13 protein-coding genes are annotated in these 17522 nt (G+C 70.8%); 7 read left to right on the forward strand and 6 right to left on the reverse strand.

All coding sequences use genetic code 11. From position 1 onward, the window contains the following. The first annotated feature begins 195 nt into the window (after nucleotides 1-195). Nucleotides 196-2151, forward strand: coding sequence for a hypothetical protein (locus QRD43_RS03360; RefSeq protein ID WP_285981054.1), 1956 nt, complete (start codon nucleotides 196-198; stop codon nucleotides 2149-2151). A gap of 53 nt (nucleotides 2152-2204) precedes the next feature. Then, nucleotides 2205-3059, forward strand: coding sequence for a substrate-binding periplasmic protein (locus tag QRD43_RS03365; protein WP_285981055.1), 855 nt, complete (start codon nucleotides 2205-2207; stop codon nucleotides 3057-3059). A 12-nt stretch (nucleotides 3060-3071) separates the two neighbouring features. Here the strand turns inward: QRD43_RS03365 and QRD43_RS03370 are convergent, their stop codons facing one another. Then, complete coding sequence (locus QRD43_RS03370; protein ID WP_285981056.1) at nucleotides 3072-5804, reverse strand: TonB-dependent receptor; 2733 nt, start codon at nucleotides 5802-5804, stop codon at nucleotides 3072-3074. Nucleotides 5805-6066: 262 nt separating this feature from the next. Here QRD43_RS03370 and QRD43_RS03375 point away from each other — a divergent pair, with 262 nt between their 5' ends. Together QRD43_RS03375 and QRD43_RS03380 are read left to right on the forward strand one after the other, a co-directional pair. Beyond that, nucleotides 6067-7530 (forward strand): cyanophycinase, encoded by a 1464-nt coding sequence (locus QRD43_RS03375; protein ID WP_285981057.1) that lies wholly within the window; start codon nucleotides 6067-6069, stop codon nucleotides 7528-7530. Between the two features lie 107 nt (nucleotides 7531-7637). Continuing rightward, nucleotides 7638-9713: a S46 family peptidase gene (locus tag QRD43_RS03380; protein ID WP_285981058.1), complete on the forward strand. Its 2076-nt coding sequence runs from the start codon at nucleotides 7638-7640 to the stop codon at nucleotides 9711-9713. Between the two features lie 112 nt (nucleotides 9714-9825). Here the strand turns inward: QRD43_RS03380 and QRD43_RS03385 are convergent, their stop codons facing one another. Continuing rightward, nucleotides 9826-11523, reverse strand: coding sequence for a DUF885 domain-containing protein (locus tag QRD43_RS03385; protein ID WP_285981059.1), 1698 nt, complete (start codon nucleotides 11521-11523; stop codon nucleotides 9826-9828). Between the two features lie 177 nt (nucleotides 11524-11700). On the opposite strand from QRD43_RS03385, the gene QRD43_RS03390 reads away from it, so the two are divergent. After that, the gene (locus QRD43_RS03390) at nucleotides 11701-11931 is read left to right on the forward strand and encodes a hypothetical protein (RefSeq protein ID WP_285981060.1); all 231 of its coding nucleotides are present in this window, start codon (nucleotides 11701-11703) and stop codon (nucleotides 11929-11931) included. Nucleotides 11932-12210: 279 nt separating this feature from the next. Further along, on the forward strand, nucleotides 12211-12357 hold the full coding sequence (locus QRD43_RS03395) for a hypothetical protein (RefSeq protein ID WP_285981061.1): 147 nt from the start codon (nucleotides 12211-12213) through the stop codon (nucleotides 12355-12357). Here QRD43_RS03395 and recQ read toward each other — a convergent pair. Further along, nucleotides 12318-14204, reverse strand: coding sequence for a DNA helicase RecQ (gene recQ, locus QRD43_RS03400; protein ID WP_285981062.1), 1887 nt, complete (start codon nucleotides 14202-14204; stop codon nucleotides 12318-12320). The two genes, QRD43_RS03395 and recQ, sit on opposite strands and share 40 nt — an antisense overlap. Nucleotides 14205-14365: 161 nt before the next feature. Between recQ and QRD43_RS03405 the strand changes: the two genes are divergently transcribed. Next, nucleotides 14366-14869 carry a cupin domain-containing protein gene (locus QRD43_RS03405; RefSeq protein WP_285981063.1) on the forward strand — a complete coding sequence of 168 codons (504 nt, stop codon included), beginning with the start codon at nucleotides 14366-14368 and terminating at the stop codon, nucleotides 14867-14869. Between the two features lie 12 nt (nucleotides 14870-14881). Here QRD43_RS03405 and QRD43_RS03410 read toward each other — a convergent pair whose 3' ends face one another. Genes QRD43_RS03410 through QRD43_RS03420 form a run of 3 tightly spaced genes read right to left on the reverse strand, consistent with a single transcriptional unit; the run spans nucleotide 14882 to nucleotide 17510 of the window. After that, entirely contained in the window at nucleotides 14882-15622 is a 741-nt protein-coding gene (locus QRD43_RS03410) for a head GIN domain-containing protein (RefSeq protein ID WP_285981064.1), read from the reverse strand. After that, on the reverse strand, nucleotides 15619-16386 hold the full coding sequence (locus tag QRD43_RS03415) for a LytR/AlgR family response regulator transcription factor (protein ID WP_285981065.1): 768 nt from the start codon (nucleotides 16384-16386) through the stop codon (nucleotides 15619-15621). The genes QRD43_RS03410 and QRD43_RS03415 overlap by 4 nt, the downstream gene beginning before the upstream one ends. Then, the gene (locus QRD43_RS03420; RefSeq protein ID WP_285981066.1) at nucleotides 16383-17510 is read right to left on the reverse strand and encodes a sensor histidine kinase; all 1128 of its coding nucleotides are present in this window, start codon (nucleotides 17508-17510) and stop codon (nucleotides 16383-16385) included. Before QRD43_RS03420 ends, QRD43_RS03415 begins: the two co-directional genes overlap by 4 nt. Between the last annotated feature and the right edge of the window lie 12 nt (nucleotides 17511-17522).

A 17522-nucleotide genomic window follows, 5' to 3' on the forward strand; every position in this document is an offset into this window, starting at 1 on the left:
ATGGCTGCACCGCGCGCCTGCTCCCAGGCCGACCGGTGACAGCGGGCCTGGCGGCATCGAGGCTGGCGACCGCGTCCCGTGCGTCGCCATTGTTTTCAGGAGCGAGGGAATTTCATGGATGGCGTGTTGAACCGGATGGCTGCCGCATGGCGGCCGGGTGTGAGAGCAGGTGTGGCGGCAGGTGTGGCGGCGATCGTGCTGAGCGCTTGTGGTGGCGGTGGCGGCGGATCGAGCCCCTCGCCCACCCCCACCCCGACGCCCACGCCCACACCCACGCCGACCCCAACCCCCACGCCCACGCCCTGCACGAACGGCACCGTCACGCTGGTGGCCTCCGGCGTGCCGCAGGCGGGTCACAACGTCGAGGTGCAGGCCCAGGCCTGCGGCTTCACGCTCGGTGATCCGCAATGGACGCAGACGCAAGGAGCGCCGCTGCCCCTGCTGTCCCCGCGATCGGCGGCACTGAGCCTCGAGCCGGCGGCCGGCAACTACGCCTTCACCTTCAGCTACCTGGACGCCCGCGGCCAGCGCCAGACGCAGGACCTGCAGATGCAGGTGGCCGGCGCCACGGGGCAGGCCCTGGTCGTGCGCGGCGACGCCTCGCTGTGGACCGGCGACGGCGCCTCGCTGCGCGCCTGGCTGCCGGGCCTGTCCGCCGCCGACGCGGCCGCGGCCACCTACAGCTGGACCCAGACCGAGGGCCCGGCTGCCGTGGGCCTGCAGGGCGCCGGCACGCCGCGCATCCTGTTCAAGGGACCGCTCGTGGGCACCGACACGGCGCTGCAGTTCCGTGTCGACGTGAAGCTCGCCAACGGCACGTCGCTGAGCCAGGGCTTCCGCGTGCTCGTGCAGCCGCTGCCCGGCACGACGGGCCAGCCGCTGTTCGACGCCGGCAACGCCAGCTCGCGCGTCTATCCCTACCTGCGCAGCAGCCCGCACGCCAGCGCCCTGGCGGACTGCATCTACGGCCCGACCGTGGACCGCGCCCGCCTGTGCAGCCTCGGCCGCCTGCCCATGCTCGGCTCGGAGACGGGCGGCGCCACGCCCACCGTCGAGCAGGTGATGGCCCGCGTGCTCGTCAGCCATGACTGGATGGCCGAGGTCTTCGAGCGCTACCTGCGCGAACAGGACCCGCATGGCGACTTCCGCAACCTGCTGAAGGCGACGACCGCCGTCGTCATCGGCGCCCGCGTGCGGCCGGCCTTCTTCTGGGTCGCGACCGGCGCCATCTACCTGGATGCCAGCTATCTGTGGCTCACGCCCGAGCAGCGCGACACGGTCAGCGAGACGCCGGACCCGCGCGCCGACTTCGGCGGCGACCTGGGCTACACCATGCTGTGGCGCTACGTGAAGGACAAGGACTACGCCGGCGGCAGCTACCCGGTGACCGAGCGCAAGAGCCGTGAGCTTTCCGCGCTGCATGCCCGCCTGGGCAGCCTGCTGTATCACGAGCTGACCCATGCCGGCGACGCCACGCCGCCGCGCCTGCACGCCGTGCTCAACCCGAACCTGCGTGTCTACGAGGTCGATGCCGGCGTCACCGCCTCGAAGGACCTGGCCGCGCGCCTGCCGCTGCAATCGAGCGAGATGGTGGGCCTGGGCAAGGTGCAGTTCTTCGGCAAGGCCTCGACGGCCACGCAGCGTGCCTACACCCCGCAGGACATCGTGGGCTTCTTCGCGCCGGACCGCGCGACGGACGAGTACAACTACTCGCTGCCCGACGGCGCCGACGTCGGCCGCGAGGACGCCGCCATGCTGGCCGAGGAGGCCATGATGCAGCTGCGATTCGGCATCCAGCGCGACGTGGCCGTGGTGCCCGCGCTGACGTCCAGCAGCACCAGCTCGAACATCCTGCTCAGCTGGGGCCAGCGCGGTCGTGTCGGCGACAGCCGGATCAAGCCGCGCGTGGCGCTGGTGATGTCGCAGGTGATGCCCTGGGTGCCGGCGGGCGAGCTGGACAAGCTGGCCGCCCCGCAGTCGCTGGCGGCAGGCAAGAGCTGGCTGGCCAACCTCGACCCGGCGGCGTCGGCCGTGCCCTCGGTGCTGCAGCGCCAGCAGGCCGATGAGGCCCTGCGCGAGTCCGCCGGCCGCCAGCGGGATCGCCGCCGCGCCGCCCAGCTGTCCCAGGTTTTCGGGCAGGCGGCCCGCTGATCCGGCACTGACTGAGGCCAGGCGACCACATCGCATGCGGCATGATCGAGGGCATGTCCTTCCCGTGCCCGTCCATCGCCCGTCCCGCCGGTGAGCCGCCCGCCCCTGGCGTCGTGCCCGGAGGGCGCGGGGCCGTCCGGCGCCGTTGGCCGCCGGGTCTGGGGTCAGGTCTTGTCACGCTCCTGGCCCTCAGCGCCCCAGGGGCTCCGGCGGCCCAGGCCGCTGCCCCGCCCGGTGCGTCGCCGGTGGCGCCGCTGGTGTTCCTGGTCGACGACAGCGCCGAGATGCCCAGCGCCCGCATGGAGCGGGGGCAGCTCGTCGACGGCATCAACCATGACCTCGGTGTGCAGCTGGCCCAGCGGCTCGGGCGGGATGTCCGCTTCCTGATGCTGCCGCGCCGCCGGGTGGCGGCCGCATTGAGCTCGGGGGAGGCGGACCTGCTCTGCGACTATCTTCCCGAATGGCTGCCGGGTCCTTTCGCCTGGAGCCGGGGCTTCCTGCCCAATGCCATCTGGGTGGTCACGCGCCAGAGCCGCCCGGCGCCGGCCTCCGTGCAGGCGCTGGCCGGCCAGCCGCTCGGCACGGTCGGGGGCTATGCCTATCCCGAGCTGGAGCGGACCCTCGGCCCGCAGCTCGTGCGCGACAACGCCCCCAACAGCGCCGCCAGCCTGCGCAAGCTGACCCTGGGGCGCGTCGACCATCTCGTGCTGACCCAGCGCTATCTGCAGTACCAGCAGCGCGTCGGTGCGTTCAGCACGCCGTTGCACCCGCCCCTGCAGGTGGGCAGCTACCTTGCTCAGTGCGCGTTGTCGCCTCGCAGCAGCGTGGCGCTGCCGGCGCTCAACCAGGCCCTGGGCGATCTGATCAGCGACGGCAGCCTGGAGCGGCTGCTCCAGCGCTACCGGTGAGCCGCCTGGTTCTTACTTGAAGCGGTACTGCAGGCTGGCGTAGACGAAGCGGCCGCGCGGGTCGGTGTAGCTCGGGTCATAGCCGGACAGGAAGAACCAGGCCTGCTGCGAGTACGGCGGCGCCTGGTCGAGCAGGTTCTTGATGCCCGCGCGCAGCGTCAGGTTGGGGGTGGCGTTCCAGGCGCCGGTCAGGTCCCACAGCGAGTAGGCCTTCACCTGCCGGTCGGCCTTGCCCTCGATGGTCTGGTCCGTGTAGCCCGAGAGGTAGCTGTTGGACAGCGTGGCGCTCCAGTCGCCCCGTTCCCAGTCCGCGCTGACCGTGTGCCGCCAGCGCTGCACCACGCCGTCGTTGATGAAGTGGCCGAGGTTGCTGAAGAAGGGATCGTCCTTGCCAGGCTGTTGCTGGGAACGCAGGGTCAGCGTGCCGTTGAGGTGCAGCCCGAAGGTGCCCACGCTGCTCTTGAGCCCGCCGATCGACGCGCTGAAGTCCAGGCCGGAGAGCTTCTGGCGGCCGCGGTTCTCCTTGCGCAGGTCGATGTGGTCGATCTCGTTGTCGTCGTTGCGATGGACCAGGCTGGCGTACTTGTCCAGGTGGGCAAGGATCACGTCCACGCCCACGGTGCCGATCAGGTCGCGCTTCTCGATGTTCCAGTAGTCCACGCTGAGCATGAGGTCGCGCCGGGGCTCGAACACGGCACCGAAGCTGAACTGGCGGGACTTCTCCGGCTTGAGGTCGGCGTTGCTGTAGGCCAGCGTGGTCCAGGTGTCGGAGCAGTCCGTGACGGTGTTGCTGGGGTCCGCGGCCATGCAGACCGGGTCGACCAGGGTGGCGGCCGTGCCCTCCGTGACGGGGCGGTAGAGGTCCGTCAGGCTGGGCGCGCGGAAGCCCGATCCCATCGAGGCGCGCAGCAGCACGGTCTTGTCCGGCGTGTACTTGATGCCCAGCTTGGGGCTCACGGCGCTGCCGGTGCGCTGGTAGTGCTCCCGGCGCACGGCGGCCTGCAGCTCGATCTCCGGCGTCACGGGCGCGCTCAGCTCGGCGTACAGCCCGCTCACGCGGCGCGAGCGGCCGAAGTCGGCATCAGGGCCCTGGGAGGTCTCCCCCAGGATCAGGTTCTGGGCCAGCGCCTCGGACTGGTGGTAGTCCTGGCGCTCGCGGCGCAGTTCGCCCCCGAAGGCCAGGGCCAGATCCCCGCCCGCGAGCTTGGCCAGGGCGCTGGAGGCCTTGAAGTCGAGACTGCTCATGGTGCCGGTGGCGCGGCGCACCTCGCCACGGATCTGGGCCTTCTCGTAGAGGGCCAGGCCGTCGGCGCCCGAAGGGCCGAAGGCGTTGAGCGTGCCGGCGGCAAAGCCGTCGAGGATCGTCTGCTTGTTGAGATAGCCCTGGTGGTCGCGGTCGGACACCTTGTTGCGGCTGTGGTTCAGCGCGAACTCGTAGTCCCAGCCCTTGAAGACGCCGCTCATGCCGGCCACGTAGCGCTGGCCGCTGGAGACCAGCTCGCTGGTGCGCAGGCCGGCCTCGGTCAGGCGCGTGCGCACGGTGATGATGCGGTCCTCGTCGTCGGCGTCCAGCGCGGCCAGGCTGGTCTTGGAGAGGGCGCTGACCTTGGACACGTCCATGTCGGCATCCACGCGGTTGGGCGTGCCGGAGTACAGCGTGCGCGAGCGGCTCAGGGCCGCCTCGGCGAAGAACTGGTGCCCCTGGCCCAGGTCCAGGACGCCGCGCGCAAAGAGGCTGCTCTTGCTCGACTTGGGGTAGAGCTCGATGTCCCGCATGTAGTCGTAGGTGCAGCCGTCGACGCCGCCGATGCCGTCCGGCAGGTACAGCGTGGCCGGTGCGTTGCAGCCCGTGGCGGCCGCCGGGTTGATCGTCTTCGTTCTGATGACGGTCTTGCCGTTGGTCGAGAACTTGTCGGCGATCAGCAGGTTGCGCTGGCTGCTGCTCAGGATCATGTTGCCCGGGAAGCCGGCGCTGGAGAGCAGGTCCGGCAGGTTCTTGGGGATCTCCAGGTCGTTGATGAACTGGCGCTGGCTGGCGTTCAGCGGTGTGGTCTTCTGCAGGTCCACCACCGCGAACACGTTGAAGCCGTCGCGCGCCAGGTCGCCGAAGCCGCCGGCGATCGAGGCCGTGCGCTTGCCTCCGCCGCCTTCGCTGGTGTTGCCGGCGCTGGCGTTGAGCTCGAGACCCTCGTAGTCCTTGCGGGTGATGAAGTTGATGACGCCGCCGATGGCGTCGCTGCCGTAGAGCGCCGAGGCGCCGTCCAGCAGGATCTCCACACGCTGGATGGCGGCCGCCGGGATGTTGTTGAGGTCCACCCCCGCCGCGTCGCCCGGCGAGGCGAAGTTGGCCATGCGCCGGCCGTTGAGCAGCACCAGCGTCGAGGACACGCCGATGCCGCGCAGGTTCGCGCCGTTCATGCCCTGCTGATCGCGGAAAGCGCCGAAGGCGATGCTGCCGCCGTCGGTCAGGTTGCTGGCGCTGGCGCTGAGCCTCGCCACGATCTCCGCCGCCGTCGTGAGGCCCTGCTTCTGGATGTCCTGGCGCGTCATCACCTGCACCGGCAGCGCCGTCTCGGATTCGAGCCGCTTGATGGCCGAGCCGGTGATCTCCACCTTCTGCAGCTGCGCGTCGACCACGGGCGCCTGCGCCCAGGCCGGCGCGCTGGCCAGGCACAGCAGCACGGCCTGCGCCGTGGCGCGCGGGGTGAATCGGACGGTGGAACGGGGCGTGCGGATCTGGCTCATGGGACTCCCTGGGGACGAAGGGCGCCTTCGCGAAAGACGGGGCTTGTGCGAGGGTCAGGTCTTGCCCACGTCGAGGTGGGCGGTCTGCGGCATGATGGCACCGTGATGACCGATGCGTGAATCCGTGCGGGCAGCATTTGTGCATCGCACACAACGCCTGTCCCCCGTCTGTGGTGTGGGCTGTGCGACTTGCGAACGGATGGCCCACGCGGGGCCCGCATACTGACATCCTGCTGTTCCGATGCCCTGACACGCTTCCGCCATGACTGCCTCGAAGAAGACCTCACTGCCCGTCCTGTCCGCGATCCTGGCCCTGCTGATGGCGGCCACCGCGCCTGCCGTGCAGGCCGCGGGCAGCGACAAGAAGACGCCCTCCACGCCGGCGAGCAGCACGCCGCCGCCGGCCAGCGGCATCTGGACGATCATTCCGGGCCTGGGGCGCGCCAACCCGCCCAAGCCCGCGGCCCCGCCGCCGGCGGCCAGCGCACCGCAGCCGGGCAGCGAGCTGGCGATCAAGGGCTATGCCATTCCCATCGGGGGCGCGCTGAAGTCGGACAACGAGGAGGTGTGGGGCCGCATCGTGCAGCTGGCTGGCGGCAAGGGCTCGCGCTTCGTCGTCTTCGGCACGGCCTCGGAGGACCCCGAGGCCAGCGCCAAGCAGGCCGTGGAGCTGCTGCAGCGCCGCGGTGCCGTCGCCGAGGCCCTCCCCGTGGCGCCCAAGTTCAGCTGGGTGGATCTCAACAAGGTCGTGCGCGACCCGGCGCTGATCGCCAAGGTCAAGGCGTCCAAGGGTGTGTTCTTCACGGGTGGCTCGCAGGAGCGCATCGTTGATGTGCTGATGCCCGGCGGCAACGTGACGCCCATGCTGGAGGCCATCTGGGAGGTCTACCGCAAGGGCGGCGTGGTGGCCGGCACCTCCGCCGGCGCGGCCATCATGAGCTCGGTGATGTTCCGTGACGCGCCCAGCGTCATCAACATCATGAAAGGCAAGTGGGTCGAGGGCAAGCAGGTGGACCGCGGCCTCGGCTTCGTGGGGCCGGACCTGTTCGTGGACCAGCACTTCCTCAAGCGCGGCCGCTTCGGCCGCATGATCCCGCTGATGATGGCCAAGGGCTACAAGCTGGGCCTGGGCGTCGAGGAGAACAGCGCCGCGGTCATTCGCGGGGACGAGATCGAGATCATCGGCGGCCGCGGCGCCATGATCGTGGACCTCAGCGAGGTCAAGACCGATCCCACGCTGGGCGCCTTCAACGTCACCAACGCCCGCCTGACCTACCTGGACCACGGGGACCGCTTCAACACGCGCACCCGCATCACCACGCCCACGCCCGTCAAGCTGCGCGGGCAGAAGCTGGACCCCTACGCGTCCGACTACAAGCCCTACTACACCGACGATCTCTTCCACCTCGACATGCTGGGCGACCAGACCATTGCCAACGCCATGGCCTACCTGATCGACAGCAACAAGCCCGAGGTCCGCGGCCTGGCCTTCGACGTGATCCCCAAGCCGGGCGATCCGCTGGCCGAGCTCGGTTTCCTGTTCCGCCTCTACAAGGGCAAGGGCAGCGTGGGCTGGAGCACGGACGAGCTGGGCCCCGAGGACTACACCGTGCTCGGCCTGTACCTGGACATCACGCCGGTGCACATGCCGCATCCGCTGTACGGGACCTGGAATGGCGCCAACCGGGCCAACGTCCAGCCGGAGCAGCTGCCGACGAACCAGTGAGCCGGGCGGGCTTGGGGGCCCGCAAACCGTCACTCGTCGCCTGAGGCTGGCGGCGGCGGCGCGTCCGGGCGCACACTCGGCAGCTTCGCTGCTGACCGAGACCGACCATGCGCAAGACCTGCCCCTCCTTCCTCAGCTCCTCGCTGGCCGCCGCCCTCGGGCTGGCCGGCCTGTTCAGCCTCGCCGGCCCCGCGCGGGCGGACGAAGGGATGTGGACCTTCGACAACGCGCCGCTGCAGCTCATCCAGCAGCGCTACGGCCTGACCCTCAGCCCCGCCTGGCTGGAGCATGTGCGCAAGTCGGCGGTGCGCTTCGGCGCCTCGGCGAGCTTCGTCTCCAAGGACGGCCTGCTGCTGACCAACCACCACGTGGCGCGCAGCTGCATCGCCCGCCTCTCCACCGCCGAGCGTGACCTGATTGCCAACGGCTTCGTCGCCGCGACCCGCGAGCAGGAGCTGCAGTGCCCGGGCGCCGATGCCCGCGTGCTGATGTCCTGGGAGGACGTCACCGCCACCGTCACCGCCGCCGCCCGGCCCGGCATGAGCGACGCCGAGGCTGCCGCCGCCCGCAAGGCCGCCATCGCCAAGCTGGAATCGGACTGCAAGAGCAGCACCGGCATGAAGTGCGACGTGGTCACGCTCTACAGCGGGGCGCTGTACCACCTCTACCGCTACAAGGAATGGCAGGACGTGCGCCTCGTGGTGGCGCCCGAGGGCCACGCCTCCGACTTCGGCGGCGACCCGGACAACTTCAACTTCCCCCGCTTCGCCCTCGACTTCTCGCTGCTGCGCGTCTACGAGAACGGCAAGCCGGTGCAGCCCGAGCACTACCTCAAGCTGGCCTCGCAGGCGCCGCGCGAGGGCGACCCGGTCTTCGTGATCGGCCACCCCGGCAACACCGACCGCCTGAACACCGTCGCTCAGCTGGAGGCCAAGCGCGACGCGCTGCTGCCGCTGGCCATCGCCGGTGCGAAGGCGCAGCTCAAGACGCTGGCGGCCTATGGCGCGCAATCCCCGGAGAGCGCCCGCCGCGCCCACGCGCTGGTGGCTGGCATCGAGAACACGCTCAAGGCCAACACCGGCCAGCTCAAGTCCCTGCAGGACCCCGCCAACTTCGAGCGCAAGCGCCAGGAGGAGGCGCAGTTCCGCGCGGGCTATGCCAAGCTGGGCCGCCAGGACCAGCCCTGGGCGCAGGTCGAGGCGGCCACGCGCCGCCAGGTCGAGCTGGCCCGCGAGGCCGCCTACGCCAACGCCGGCTTCAACACGCTGCTCGGGACGGCCATGACGCTGGTCGAGATCGCCCGCGAGCGCGCCTTGCCCGAGGGCGAGCGCATGCGCGGCTATTCGGCCAATGGCCTGGCCGCCGCCGAGCGCCGCGTGCGCGCCGACGTGCCCACCTACAAGGACCTGGAGCTGGCCCGCTACACGCTGCAGCTGGCGCGCGCGCAGCAGGCGCTGGGCATCGACCATCCCTTCGTGAAGGCCTCGGTGGGCCCGCAGACGCCCGGCGCCGCCGCCCAGGCGCTGATCGACGGCACGCGCCTCGACCAGCTCGCCGAGCGCGTGCGTCTGCTGGAAGGCGGCGCGGCGGCCATCGACGCCTCGACCGACCCCGCCATCGTGCTGGCCCGCCAGCTCTACCCGCTGCAGCGCGAGCAGTCGCGCCGCATGGAGCGCGAGGTGGACGAGCCCCTCAAGCGCGCCGCCGAGCTGCTGGGCCGGGCCCGCTTCGAGCTGATGGGCCAGAGCGTGTCGCCGGACGCCACGGGCACGCTGCGCTTCAGCTACGGCCGCCTGGCCGGCTATGAGAGCGACGGCTACCGCCTGCCCTACAAGACCGTGTTCGGCGGCCTCTTCGCCCGCGCCGACGCCTTCGACAACGTGCCGCCCTTCAAGGTGGCGCCCAAGGTGGCCGCCGCCCGGAACCAGCTCGACATGAGCGTGCCCATGAACTTCGTCTCCACCAACGACATCATCGGCGGCAACTCCGGCTCGCCGATCGTCAACAAGGACGGCGAGCTCGTGGGCCTGATCTTCGACGGCAACCTCGACAGCCTGGGCGGCCGCTTCCTCTACGACGAGCGCCTGAACCGCGCCACGTCCGTGGATGTGCGCGCCATCCTCCAGGCGCTGGAGAAGGTCTACGGCGCGCCGCACGTGGCGAAGGAACTGCGCGGGCAGTGAGCCTCCCCCGGCCCCGCCCGCTGCGCTGACCCCGGCTCGCGCCATCGCGCTCCAGGCGCTGGCGGGCGGCGTGAGCGCAGCGGCGGGCCCTGCCCGCTCGCCGCTGCCGGCGTCAGCCCTGCCGGCGGATCCAGTCGTCGATCCGCCGCGCCAGCATGTCCAGTGGCACCGCCCCGCCCGCCAGCACGGCGTCGTGGAAGGCGCGCAGGTCGAAACGCGCGCCCAGCGCCTGCTCGGCCCGGCTGCGCAGCGCCAGCAGGTGCAGCTGACCGATCTTGTAGGACAGCGCCTGCGCCGGCCAGCCGATGTAGCGGTCGATCTCGTTGACGATGTCCACCTCCGACTTCGCCGCATGGGCGCGGAAATAGTCGATGGCCTCCTCGCGTGTCCAGCGCATGGCGTGGATGCCGGTGTCCACCACCAGGCGCACGGCGCGCCACATGTCGTAGGTCAGCTGGCCGAAGTGCGAGAAGGGATCACGGTAGAGCCCGAGCTCGTAGCCCAGCCGCTCTGCGTACAGCGCCCAGCCTTCCAGATAGCCGTTGTAGGCCGCGAAGCGCCGGAACTTGGGCAGCGCGCCCTGCTCCTGCGCCAGCGCGATCTGCAGGTGGTGCCCCGGCACGGCCTCGTGCGTGGTCAGCACCTCCACCTCGTACAGCGGGCGCATCTCCGGCCGGTAGAGGTTGACGTAGTAGTAGCCGGCGCGCCGGCCGTCTTCCGAGGGCCCCGCGTAGTAGGCCGCCGTCGTGTTCGGCGCGCTCGTGTCCGGGATGGGGCGCACGCCGTAGGGGGTGCGCGGCAGCGTGCCGAAGAGCTTGGGCAGCTCGGGGTCGATGCGCTTGCAGGCCAGCACGTAGGCGGCAAAGAGCGAGTCCGCGTCCGGTGCGTAGAAGCGTGGATCGGTGCGCAGCCACTCGAAGAAGTCCTGCAGGCTGCCCTCGAAGTCCAGGGACGCCATGACCGCCTGCATCTCGTCCTGGATGCGCGCCACCTCGGCCAGGCCGATCTGGTGGATGTCCTGCGCGCTGAGCGGCGTGCTGGTGTGGTGCGCGATGCGGTTCGCGTAGTAGGCCTCGCCCTGGGGGCTGTCCCAGATGCCGTGGCTCTCGCGGCAGGCGCCGAGGTAGTCCTCGGCAAAGAAGGCGCGGAAGCGCCGATAGGCCGGCACGACCTGCTCACGGATCACGGCGATCGCCGCGGCGCGCAGGGCCTCGGCCTCGGGCCAGGCGGCTGGCAGCGCGTGGAAGGCGCTGAAGAAGGGGCTCGCGGTGGGATCGTCCACCAGCTGGGCGTCGAGCGGCGCCAGCACCCGCTCCATCAGGAAGCGCGGCTGCGTGTGGCCGCGGGCCACCGCCTCGGCCAGCAGCGCCTGGAACTGCGCCAGATAGCCCGGCAGGCCCTGCAGCCGTCGCAGCCACACCTGCACGTCGGCGGGCGTGTCCAGCGGCATCAGCTCGGCCAGTTCGTTGAGGCTCTGCGGGCCTTCCCGGGCGGTGATGGCATAGGCCTCGTGGAAGAAGGCCTGGAGGCGGAGGCGGCCCTGAAGCTCCTGCTCGAACAGCTCGTGAGTGAGTGCTTCCTGCTCGGGCAGTGCGTCGCGCGGGATCGTCTGAAGCTGTGCGAGGGCGTCGCGGTCCGCGGCCTGGCGGGCGGCGCGGGCCGCGGGGCTCAGGTCCGGCCAGGCGGTGTTGTGGGCGGTCTCGCCGACGTAGGTCGCCAGCAGCGGGTCCGCGGCCATGTCGCGGGCCCAGGTGGCATCGAGCAGGGCCTGCAGTTGCCGGGAGGCGAGAAGGGTGGTGTCAGAGGTCATGGGGGCGTCCGGGGTGCAGGCTGCATCTTGCCAGCGCGGCCCCTCCCTGCCGTTCGTTCATCGCGGCTGGATGCAGTTCACCCGCACCGGCTGCGCTTTCATCGCCTGCAGGTTTCGGGGTGGCCCCCTATTGACGAAACTTCAGTCACCGGATCAATCAACGCAAGGAGTTCCACCATGACCACCCGCTCTACCAGCTACATCGCTTTCGTCGTCGGCGTCGCCGCCACTGCTGCCCTCTTCACCGGCGTGCGCGTGCAAGTCGACCGTGACGCCGAGTTCCGCAGCCAGATCGTCAAGCTCGAACCCGTGTTCATCCAGGGCAAGCGCGCCGATCAGGTCGCCCAGATCCAGCAACTGCCCCAGGTCGTCATCAACGGCCGCCGCGCTGATTCCAGCGTGTCATGAACGGCTCAGCCCTGCGCTGATTGCCATCCCATCGCAAAGCCCGGCTTCGGCCGGGCTTTTGCTTTTTCCGGACCGCCCGGGCGGGTGATCGGGCCGATGCGCGCGCCGATGCCCGATGCCCGATCGGACGCCGACCCCGGCCCGGCGCCCGCCACTCATCCGCAAAGACGGCCATTCGCCGCATGGGCTGCGACGACCGTCCCTCCGCCCGGCATCCTTCAGTTCATGGATCCACGGCAGCCGCCACGGACCGACATTCACCGAACCCAGGAGCGCCCCATGAGCTGCAACACCGTCGCCCGCATCATCCTGTGCGCCGTCATGGCCTGGCAGGGCTACCAGCTGGGCCTGGACTACGGCCGCGCGCTCAAGACCTGGGTCCAGACTCAGGAGGCGTCCAGCACCCTGAGGATCTCGCGCCCGTAAGCCTCCAGCTTCTTGGCGCCCACGCCGCTGATCTGGCCGAGCTCGTCGAGCGTCTGCGGCCGCTGGCGGGCCATCTCGGCCAGCGTGACGTTCTGGAAGATCACGTAGGCCGGCAGGCTGTGCTCGCGGGCGACCTCGGCCCGCCAGGCCTTGAGCAGCTCGAAGCGGGCGAGGGCGGCGGGCTCCAGGTCCACCGGCGCGCCCTTGGCCGCGGTGCCGCCACTGCGGCTGACCTTGCCCCGCTTCGGTGCCTGCGTGGCCACCCGCAGGCGGATGCTCACCTCGCCGCGCAGCACGCGGCGTGCGCTGTCGGCCAGTGCGAGGGTGCTGTACTCGCCCTCCGCGAACACATGCCCCAGCGCGACGAGCTGGCGCAGCACGCCACGCCACTGGGCCTCGCTCAGGTCCGCGCCGATGGCCCAGGTGCTGAGGTGCTGGTGGCCGTACTGCGCGACCTTGTCGCTCATCTTGCCGCGCAGCACGTCGATCAGGTGCCCGGCGCCGAAGCGCTGCCCGCCGTTCTGGTGGAAGCGGTAGATGCAGGACAGCAGCTTGCGCGCCGCCTCCGTGCCGTCCCACGTCGCCGGCGGGTGCAGGCAGTTGTCGCAGAAGCCGCACTGCTGCAGCGGGCGGCCCTGCGGGTCGCAGTAGGTCTCGTCGAAGTAGGCGAGCAGGCGCACGCGGCGGCAGTCGGTGGCCTCGGCCAGCGCGAGCAGGGCGTCGAGCTTGCCGCGCTGGATCTTCTTGAACTCCTCGCCGGCGGGGCTTTCGTCGATCATGCGGCGCTGGTTCACCACGTCGGCCAGGCCGTAGGCCATCCAGGCGTCGGCGGGCTCGCCGTCACGGCCCGCACGGCCCGTTTCCTGATAGTAGGCCTCGATGTTCTTGGGCAGGTCCAGGTGGGCGACGAAGCGCACGTCGGGCTTGTCGATGCCCATGCCGAAGGCGATGGTCGCGACCATCACCAGGCCTTCCTCGCGCAGGAAGCGGTCCTGGTGGCGCATGCGCAGGTCGGCGTCGAGGCCGGCATGGTAGGGCAGCGCGCGGATGCCCTCGCCCGTCAACCAGGCGGCGGTCTCCTCGACCTTCTTGCGACTCTGGCAGTAGACGATGCCCGCCTCGTCCTCGTGCTCGTCCTGGATGAAGCGCAGCAGCTGCTCGCGCGGCTTCTCCTTCTCGACGATGGCGTAGCGGATGTTGGGGCGGTCGAAGCTGGAGATGAAGACCCGCGCGTCCTGCAGGGCCAGGCGCTCGATGATGTCGGCCCGCGTGAGCTCGTCGGCCGTGGCGGTGAGCGCGATGCGCGGCACCTCCGGGAAGCGCTCGTGCAGGGTCGACAGGGCGAGGTACTCGCTGCGGAAGTCGTGGCCCCACTGGCTCACGCAGTGCGCCTCGTCGATGGCGAAGAGGCTCAGCAGCCCCTTCTCCTGCAGGTGGGTGAGCTGGGCCAGGAAGCGCGGCGTGGTGATGCGCTCCGGCGCGGCATAGAGCAGCGTGAGGCGGCCGCTCATCAGCTCGCGCTCGACGTGCTGGGCTTCCTCGCTGCTGAGGCTGGAGTTGAGGAAGGCGGCATGCACGCCGGCTTCCTCGAGCGCGCCGACCTGGTCGTGCATCAGCGCGATGAGGGGACTCACGACGATCGCCACGCCGTGCCCCTGGCGGTGCCGGGCAATGGCCGGGACCTGGTAGCACAGGCTCTTGCCGCCGCCCGTGGGCATGAGCACGAGCGCGTCGCCGCCCGCGCAGACATGGTCGACGATGGCGGCCTGTTCGCCGCGGAAGGCGCTGTAGCCGAAGACCTCCTGCAGGAGGGTCAAGGGGAGGGAGGACGGGACGGGTGCGGGCATGGCAAGCGCGCAATGGTACGCGCTTCGCCCGTCGCGCCCGTCCGCAAGGCGGTGGAGCGGGGCAAACCGCCGGAAATGCGCGCCTTCCGCGGCCCTGTCCCGGGCGCTGCCGGGCGCTGCGGCTGCGTAAGATGGGCCGCTTGCCAGCCTGGAGTGTTGCCATGAGCGAGACCGATCCCGACCGCGCCGCCGAATTGCGCCGCAAGCTGATCCGCAACCACCAGGAGGTGCCGCGCGAGCTGTTCGAGCGCGCGCCGCTGTACGAGAGCCGCGTGGCCGGCGTGTCGGACGGCACCCTGGCGCGCAAGCTCGGTTGCGGCATCGACACCGTGCCGCCCGGCAAGCAGAGCTGCCCCTACCACTTCCACCACACGCAGGAGGAGATGTTCATCATCCTGGCCGGCGAGGGCACCCTGCGCGTGGCCGGCGAGCGCCTGCCCGTGAAGGCGGGGGACGTGATCTTCATCCCCTGCGGCCCGGACTACCCGCACCACCTCCTCAACACCTCGGCAGCGGACCTCACCTATCTGTCGATCAGCACGCAGGAGCGGCCGGAGGTGTGCGAGTACCCGGACTCCGACAAGATCGGCGTCTTCTCCAGCAAGGGTTCGGCCTTCCTGCAGCGCCGCGACGCCGGCCTGGACTACTGGGACGGCGAGCCCTGAGCGGCCGGGCGCTCAGCGCGGCGGCTTCTCGCCCAGGGCATTGACCTTGGCGAGTCCGCTCGTGCGGCGCTTGACTTCCGGGGCGCCCCAGTACTCGACCGTGCCGATGCCGGAGACGCTCACCCGCAGCTCGTCGGTGACCCACAGATTGGCCTGCCCGATGCCGCTGATGGCCACCGTGGCCTGATCGGCACGCAGCTGCTCGGCCAGCAGCTTGCCCTTGCCGGTGACCTGCAGGTTCAGCTCGTGGACCTGCCCCTTGAGCTGCCCCTCGCCCGAGCCCGAGATGCCGAAGCTCAGCTGCTCGGCCACGAGGTCGTCGAAGCGCACCTGCCCCGCACCTGAAATATGGATGGCCACGCGCTGAAGCCGGACGGGCTCCGCGGCCCGCAGGTCGACCGCGCCGGAGATCACCAGCTGGCGCAGATTGCGCATGCTCACGTCCACCAGCAGGCGCTGGCTGTTCCAGAACTTCCAGGTGCCGGATGGGCGGATGAGCAGCTTGTCGTTCTGCAGCTCGACGGTGACGTCCTTCTGCAGCTCGGCGTCCCCCACGATGAAGACCTGGTCCCGCGGGCCCTGCACCAGGCGCAGCTGCGCGGTGCCGGCAATCTCGAGGCGGTCGAAGGGGCCGGGCGTGTAGAGCCGGCCCTCGGGCTCGTCGGCGCGGGCCGCCAAGGGCAGGACGGCCAGCGCGCAGGCCAGGGCCAGGCACCGGGAGGCCAGAGACAGGGGCAGGTGGGAGGCGCTCATATCGACTGCTCACGCAAACGCTTGGAGACCTCGCGGCTGGCCGTGAAGCGCGTGCCGTCGCGCATCTGGACCACCAGCTGGGAGTTCTCGTCCGGGCTCATGGACTCGACGAAGTCGAGGTTGACGATGCAGCTGCGCTGCAGCTTCAGGAAGCGCAGCGGATCCAGCCGCTGCTCGAAGGCCGTGATGGGCAGGCGCACGAGGAACTGGCGCCCGCGGCTGGCGACGGCGGTGTACTTCGTGTCGGAGCGCAGGTACTCGATGGCCTCGACCTGCAGCGGGAAGATCTTGCCCTGGTCCCGCACCAGGATGCGCTGCAGCGGCTCCAGCTCGGCGCCGGGCAGGGCCGCGGTCTCCAGCGCGCCCTGCCACTGCTGCAGGTGGCCCACCGTCTGCAGCGCGTGCTGCACGGCCTCCTCGAAGCGCTCCTGCGAGAAGGGCTTGAGCAGGTAGTCCACGGCGTGCAGCTCGAAGGCCGCCAGGGCGTGCTCGTCGTAGGCGGTGGTGAAGATCACGGCCGGGCTCTGGGCCAGGCCCGCCTCGCCGAGCGCGCGCAGGACCTGCAGGCCGGTCATGCCGGGCATCTGGATGTCCATGAAGACCAGGCCCGGCTGCAGGCGCCGGACGGCCTCCAGCGCCGCCGGGCCGTCGCTGCACTGCGCCACGAGCTCCAGCTGCGGCAGGGCGTGGACCCACTCGGCCAGGCTTTCGGCGGCCAGGGGCTCGTCCTCGGCGATGAGGGTGCGGATGGGGGAAGCGTTCATGTGGCTTGCGGGATCCAGAGGTCGACGCGGAAACCGGCGCCGGGTTGCGTGTGGACGCGCAGGCGGGCGCGGCCGTCGTAGTCGAGCGCGAAGCGGCGGCGCAGCGCGCCCAGCCCGATGCCGCTGCGCCCGGGGCGCTCGGCGTCCAGGCGGGCCGGGTCGCAGCCCTCGCCGTCATCCTGTACGCACAGGTTCAGTCCGCCGTTGAGGGCGTCCCGCTGTGCGCTGATGCGGATGGTGCCGCCCTGCACGCGCGGCGCCAGGCCATGCACGATGCAGTTCTCGACCAGGGGCTGCAGCGTGAGCGGCGGCACTTCGTCCTGCAGCACGGCCTCGTCGAGCGCCCAGCTCACCTGCAGGCGCGGGCCCAGGCGCAGGGCCTCGAGGGCGAGGTAGTCGCGCACGAAGTCCAGCTCCTGCTGCAGGTCCACGCGGTCGGTGGCGCTGCGCTTGCTGTCCAGCACGTAGCGCAGCATGCCGGCGAAGCGCAGCAGCGCCTGCTCGGCGGCCCGGGCGTCCTTGCGCGTGAGGGCGATCAGCGAGTTGAGCGTGTTGAAGAGGAAATGCGGATTGAGCTTGCCGCTGATGGCCGACAGCTCGGCGCGTGCCAGGGCCGACTCCGCCTGCGCCGCCGCGACGGCCAGGGCCCGGGCGCGTCGGGCGCTGAAGACCGCGCCGAAGCCCGTGGCCAGCGCGGCATAGACGATCAGGCCCCAGATGGCGCGCCACAGGATGTACTGGGCCAGCAGGGCATCCGCGTGCTCGCTGCCGAACAGGGCCCGCGCCAGGGCGTAGTCCAGCAGCAGCCAGACGCCGGCGAACAGCACCGCCGCGCCGGCGTGCATCAGCCCCAGCAGCCAGGCCGGCCGGCTGCGGCGGCTCACCCGGCGCATCCAGGGATAGACGGCCGCGCCCATCAGGGCGGGCGCCCACAGCGTCATCGTCGCCTGCAGCAGCGCCTCCCAGACCTTCCACGGCCCGCGCTGGAACTCCGTGCCAGCCAGCACGAAGAGCCCCCAGGTCAAGGCGCAGATGCCGGCATAGCCCAGCCACAGCCGGCGCGAGCCGGGCGCGGCGGCACCGGCGGCGGGCGACGGCGGGGCGGAGGCGATCAGGGGATCCATGCCGGCATCTTA

The organism is Roseateles subflavus, from assembly GCF_030285365.1.
In the GTDB taxonomy this organism is placed as follows: domain Bacteria; phylum Pseudomonadota; class Gammaproteobacteria; order Burkholderiales; family Burkholderiaceae_C; genus Roseateles_B; species Roseateles_B subflavus.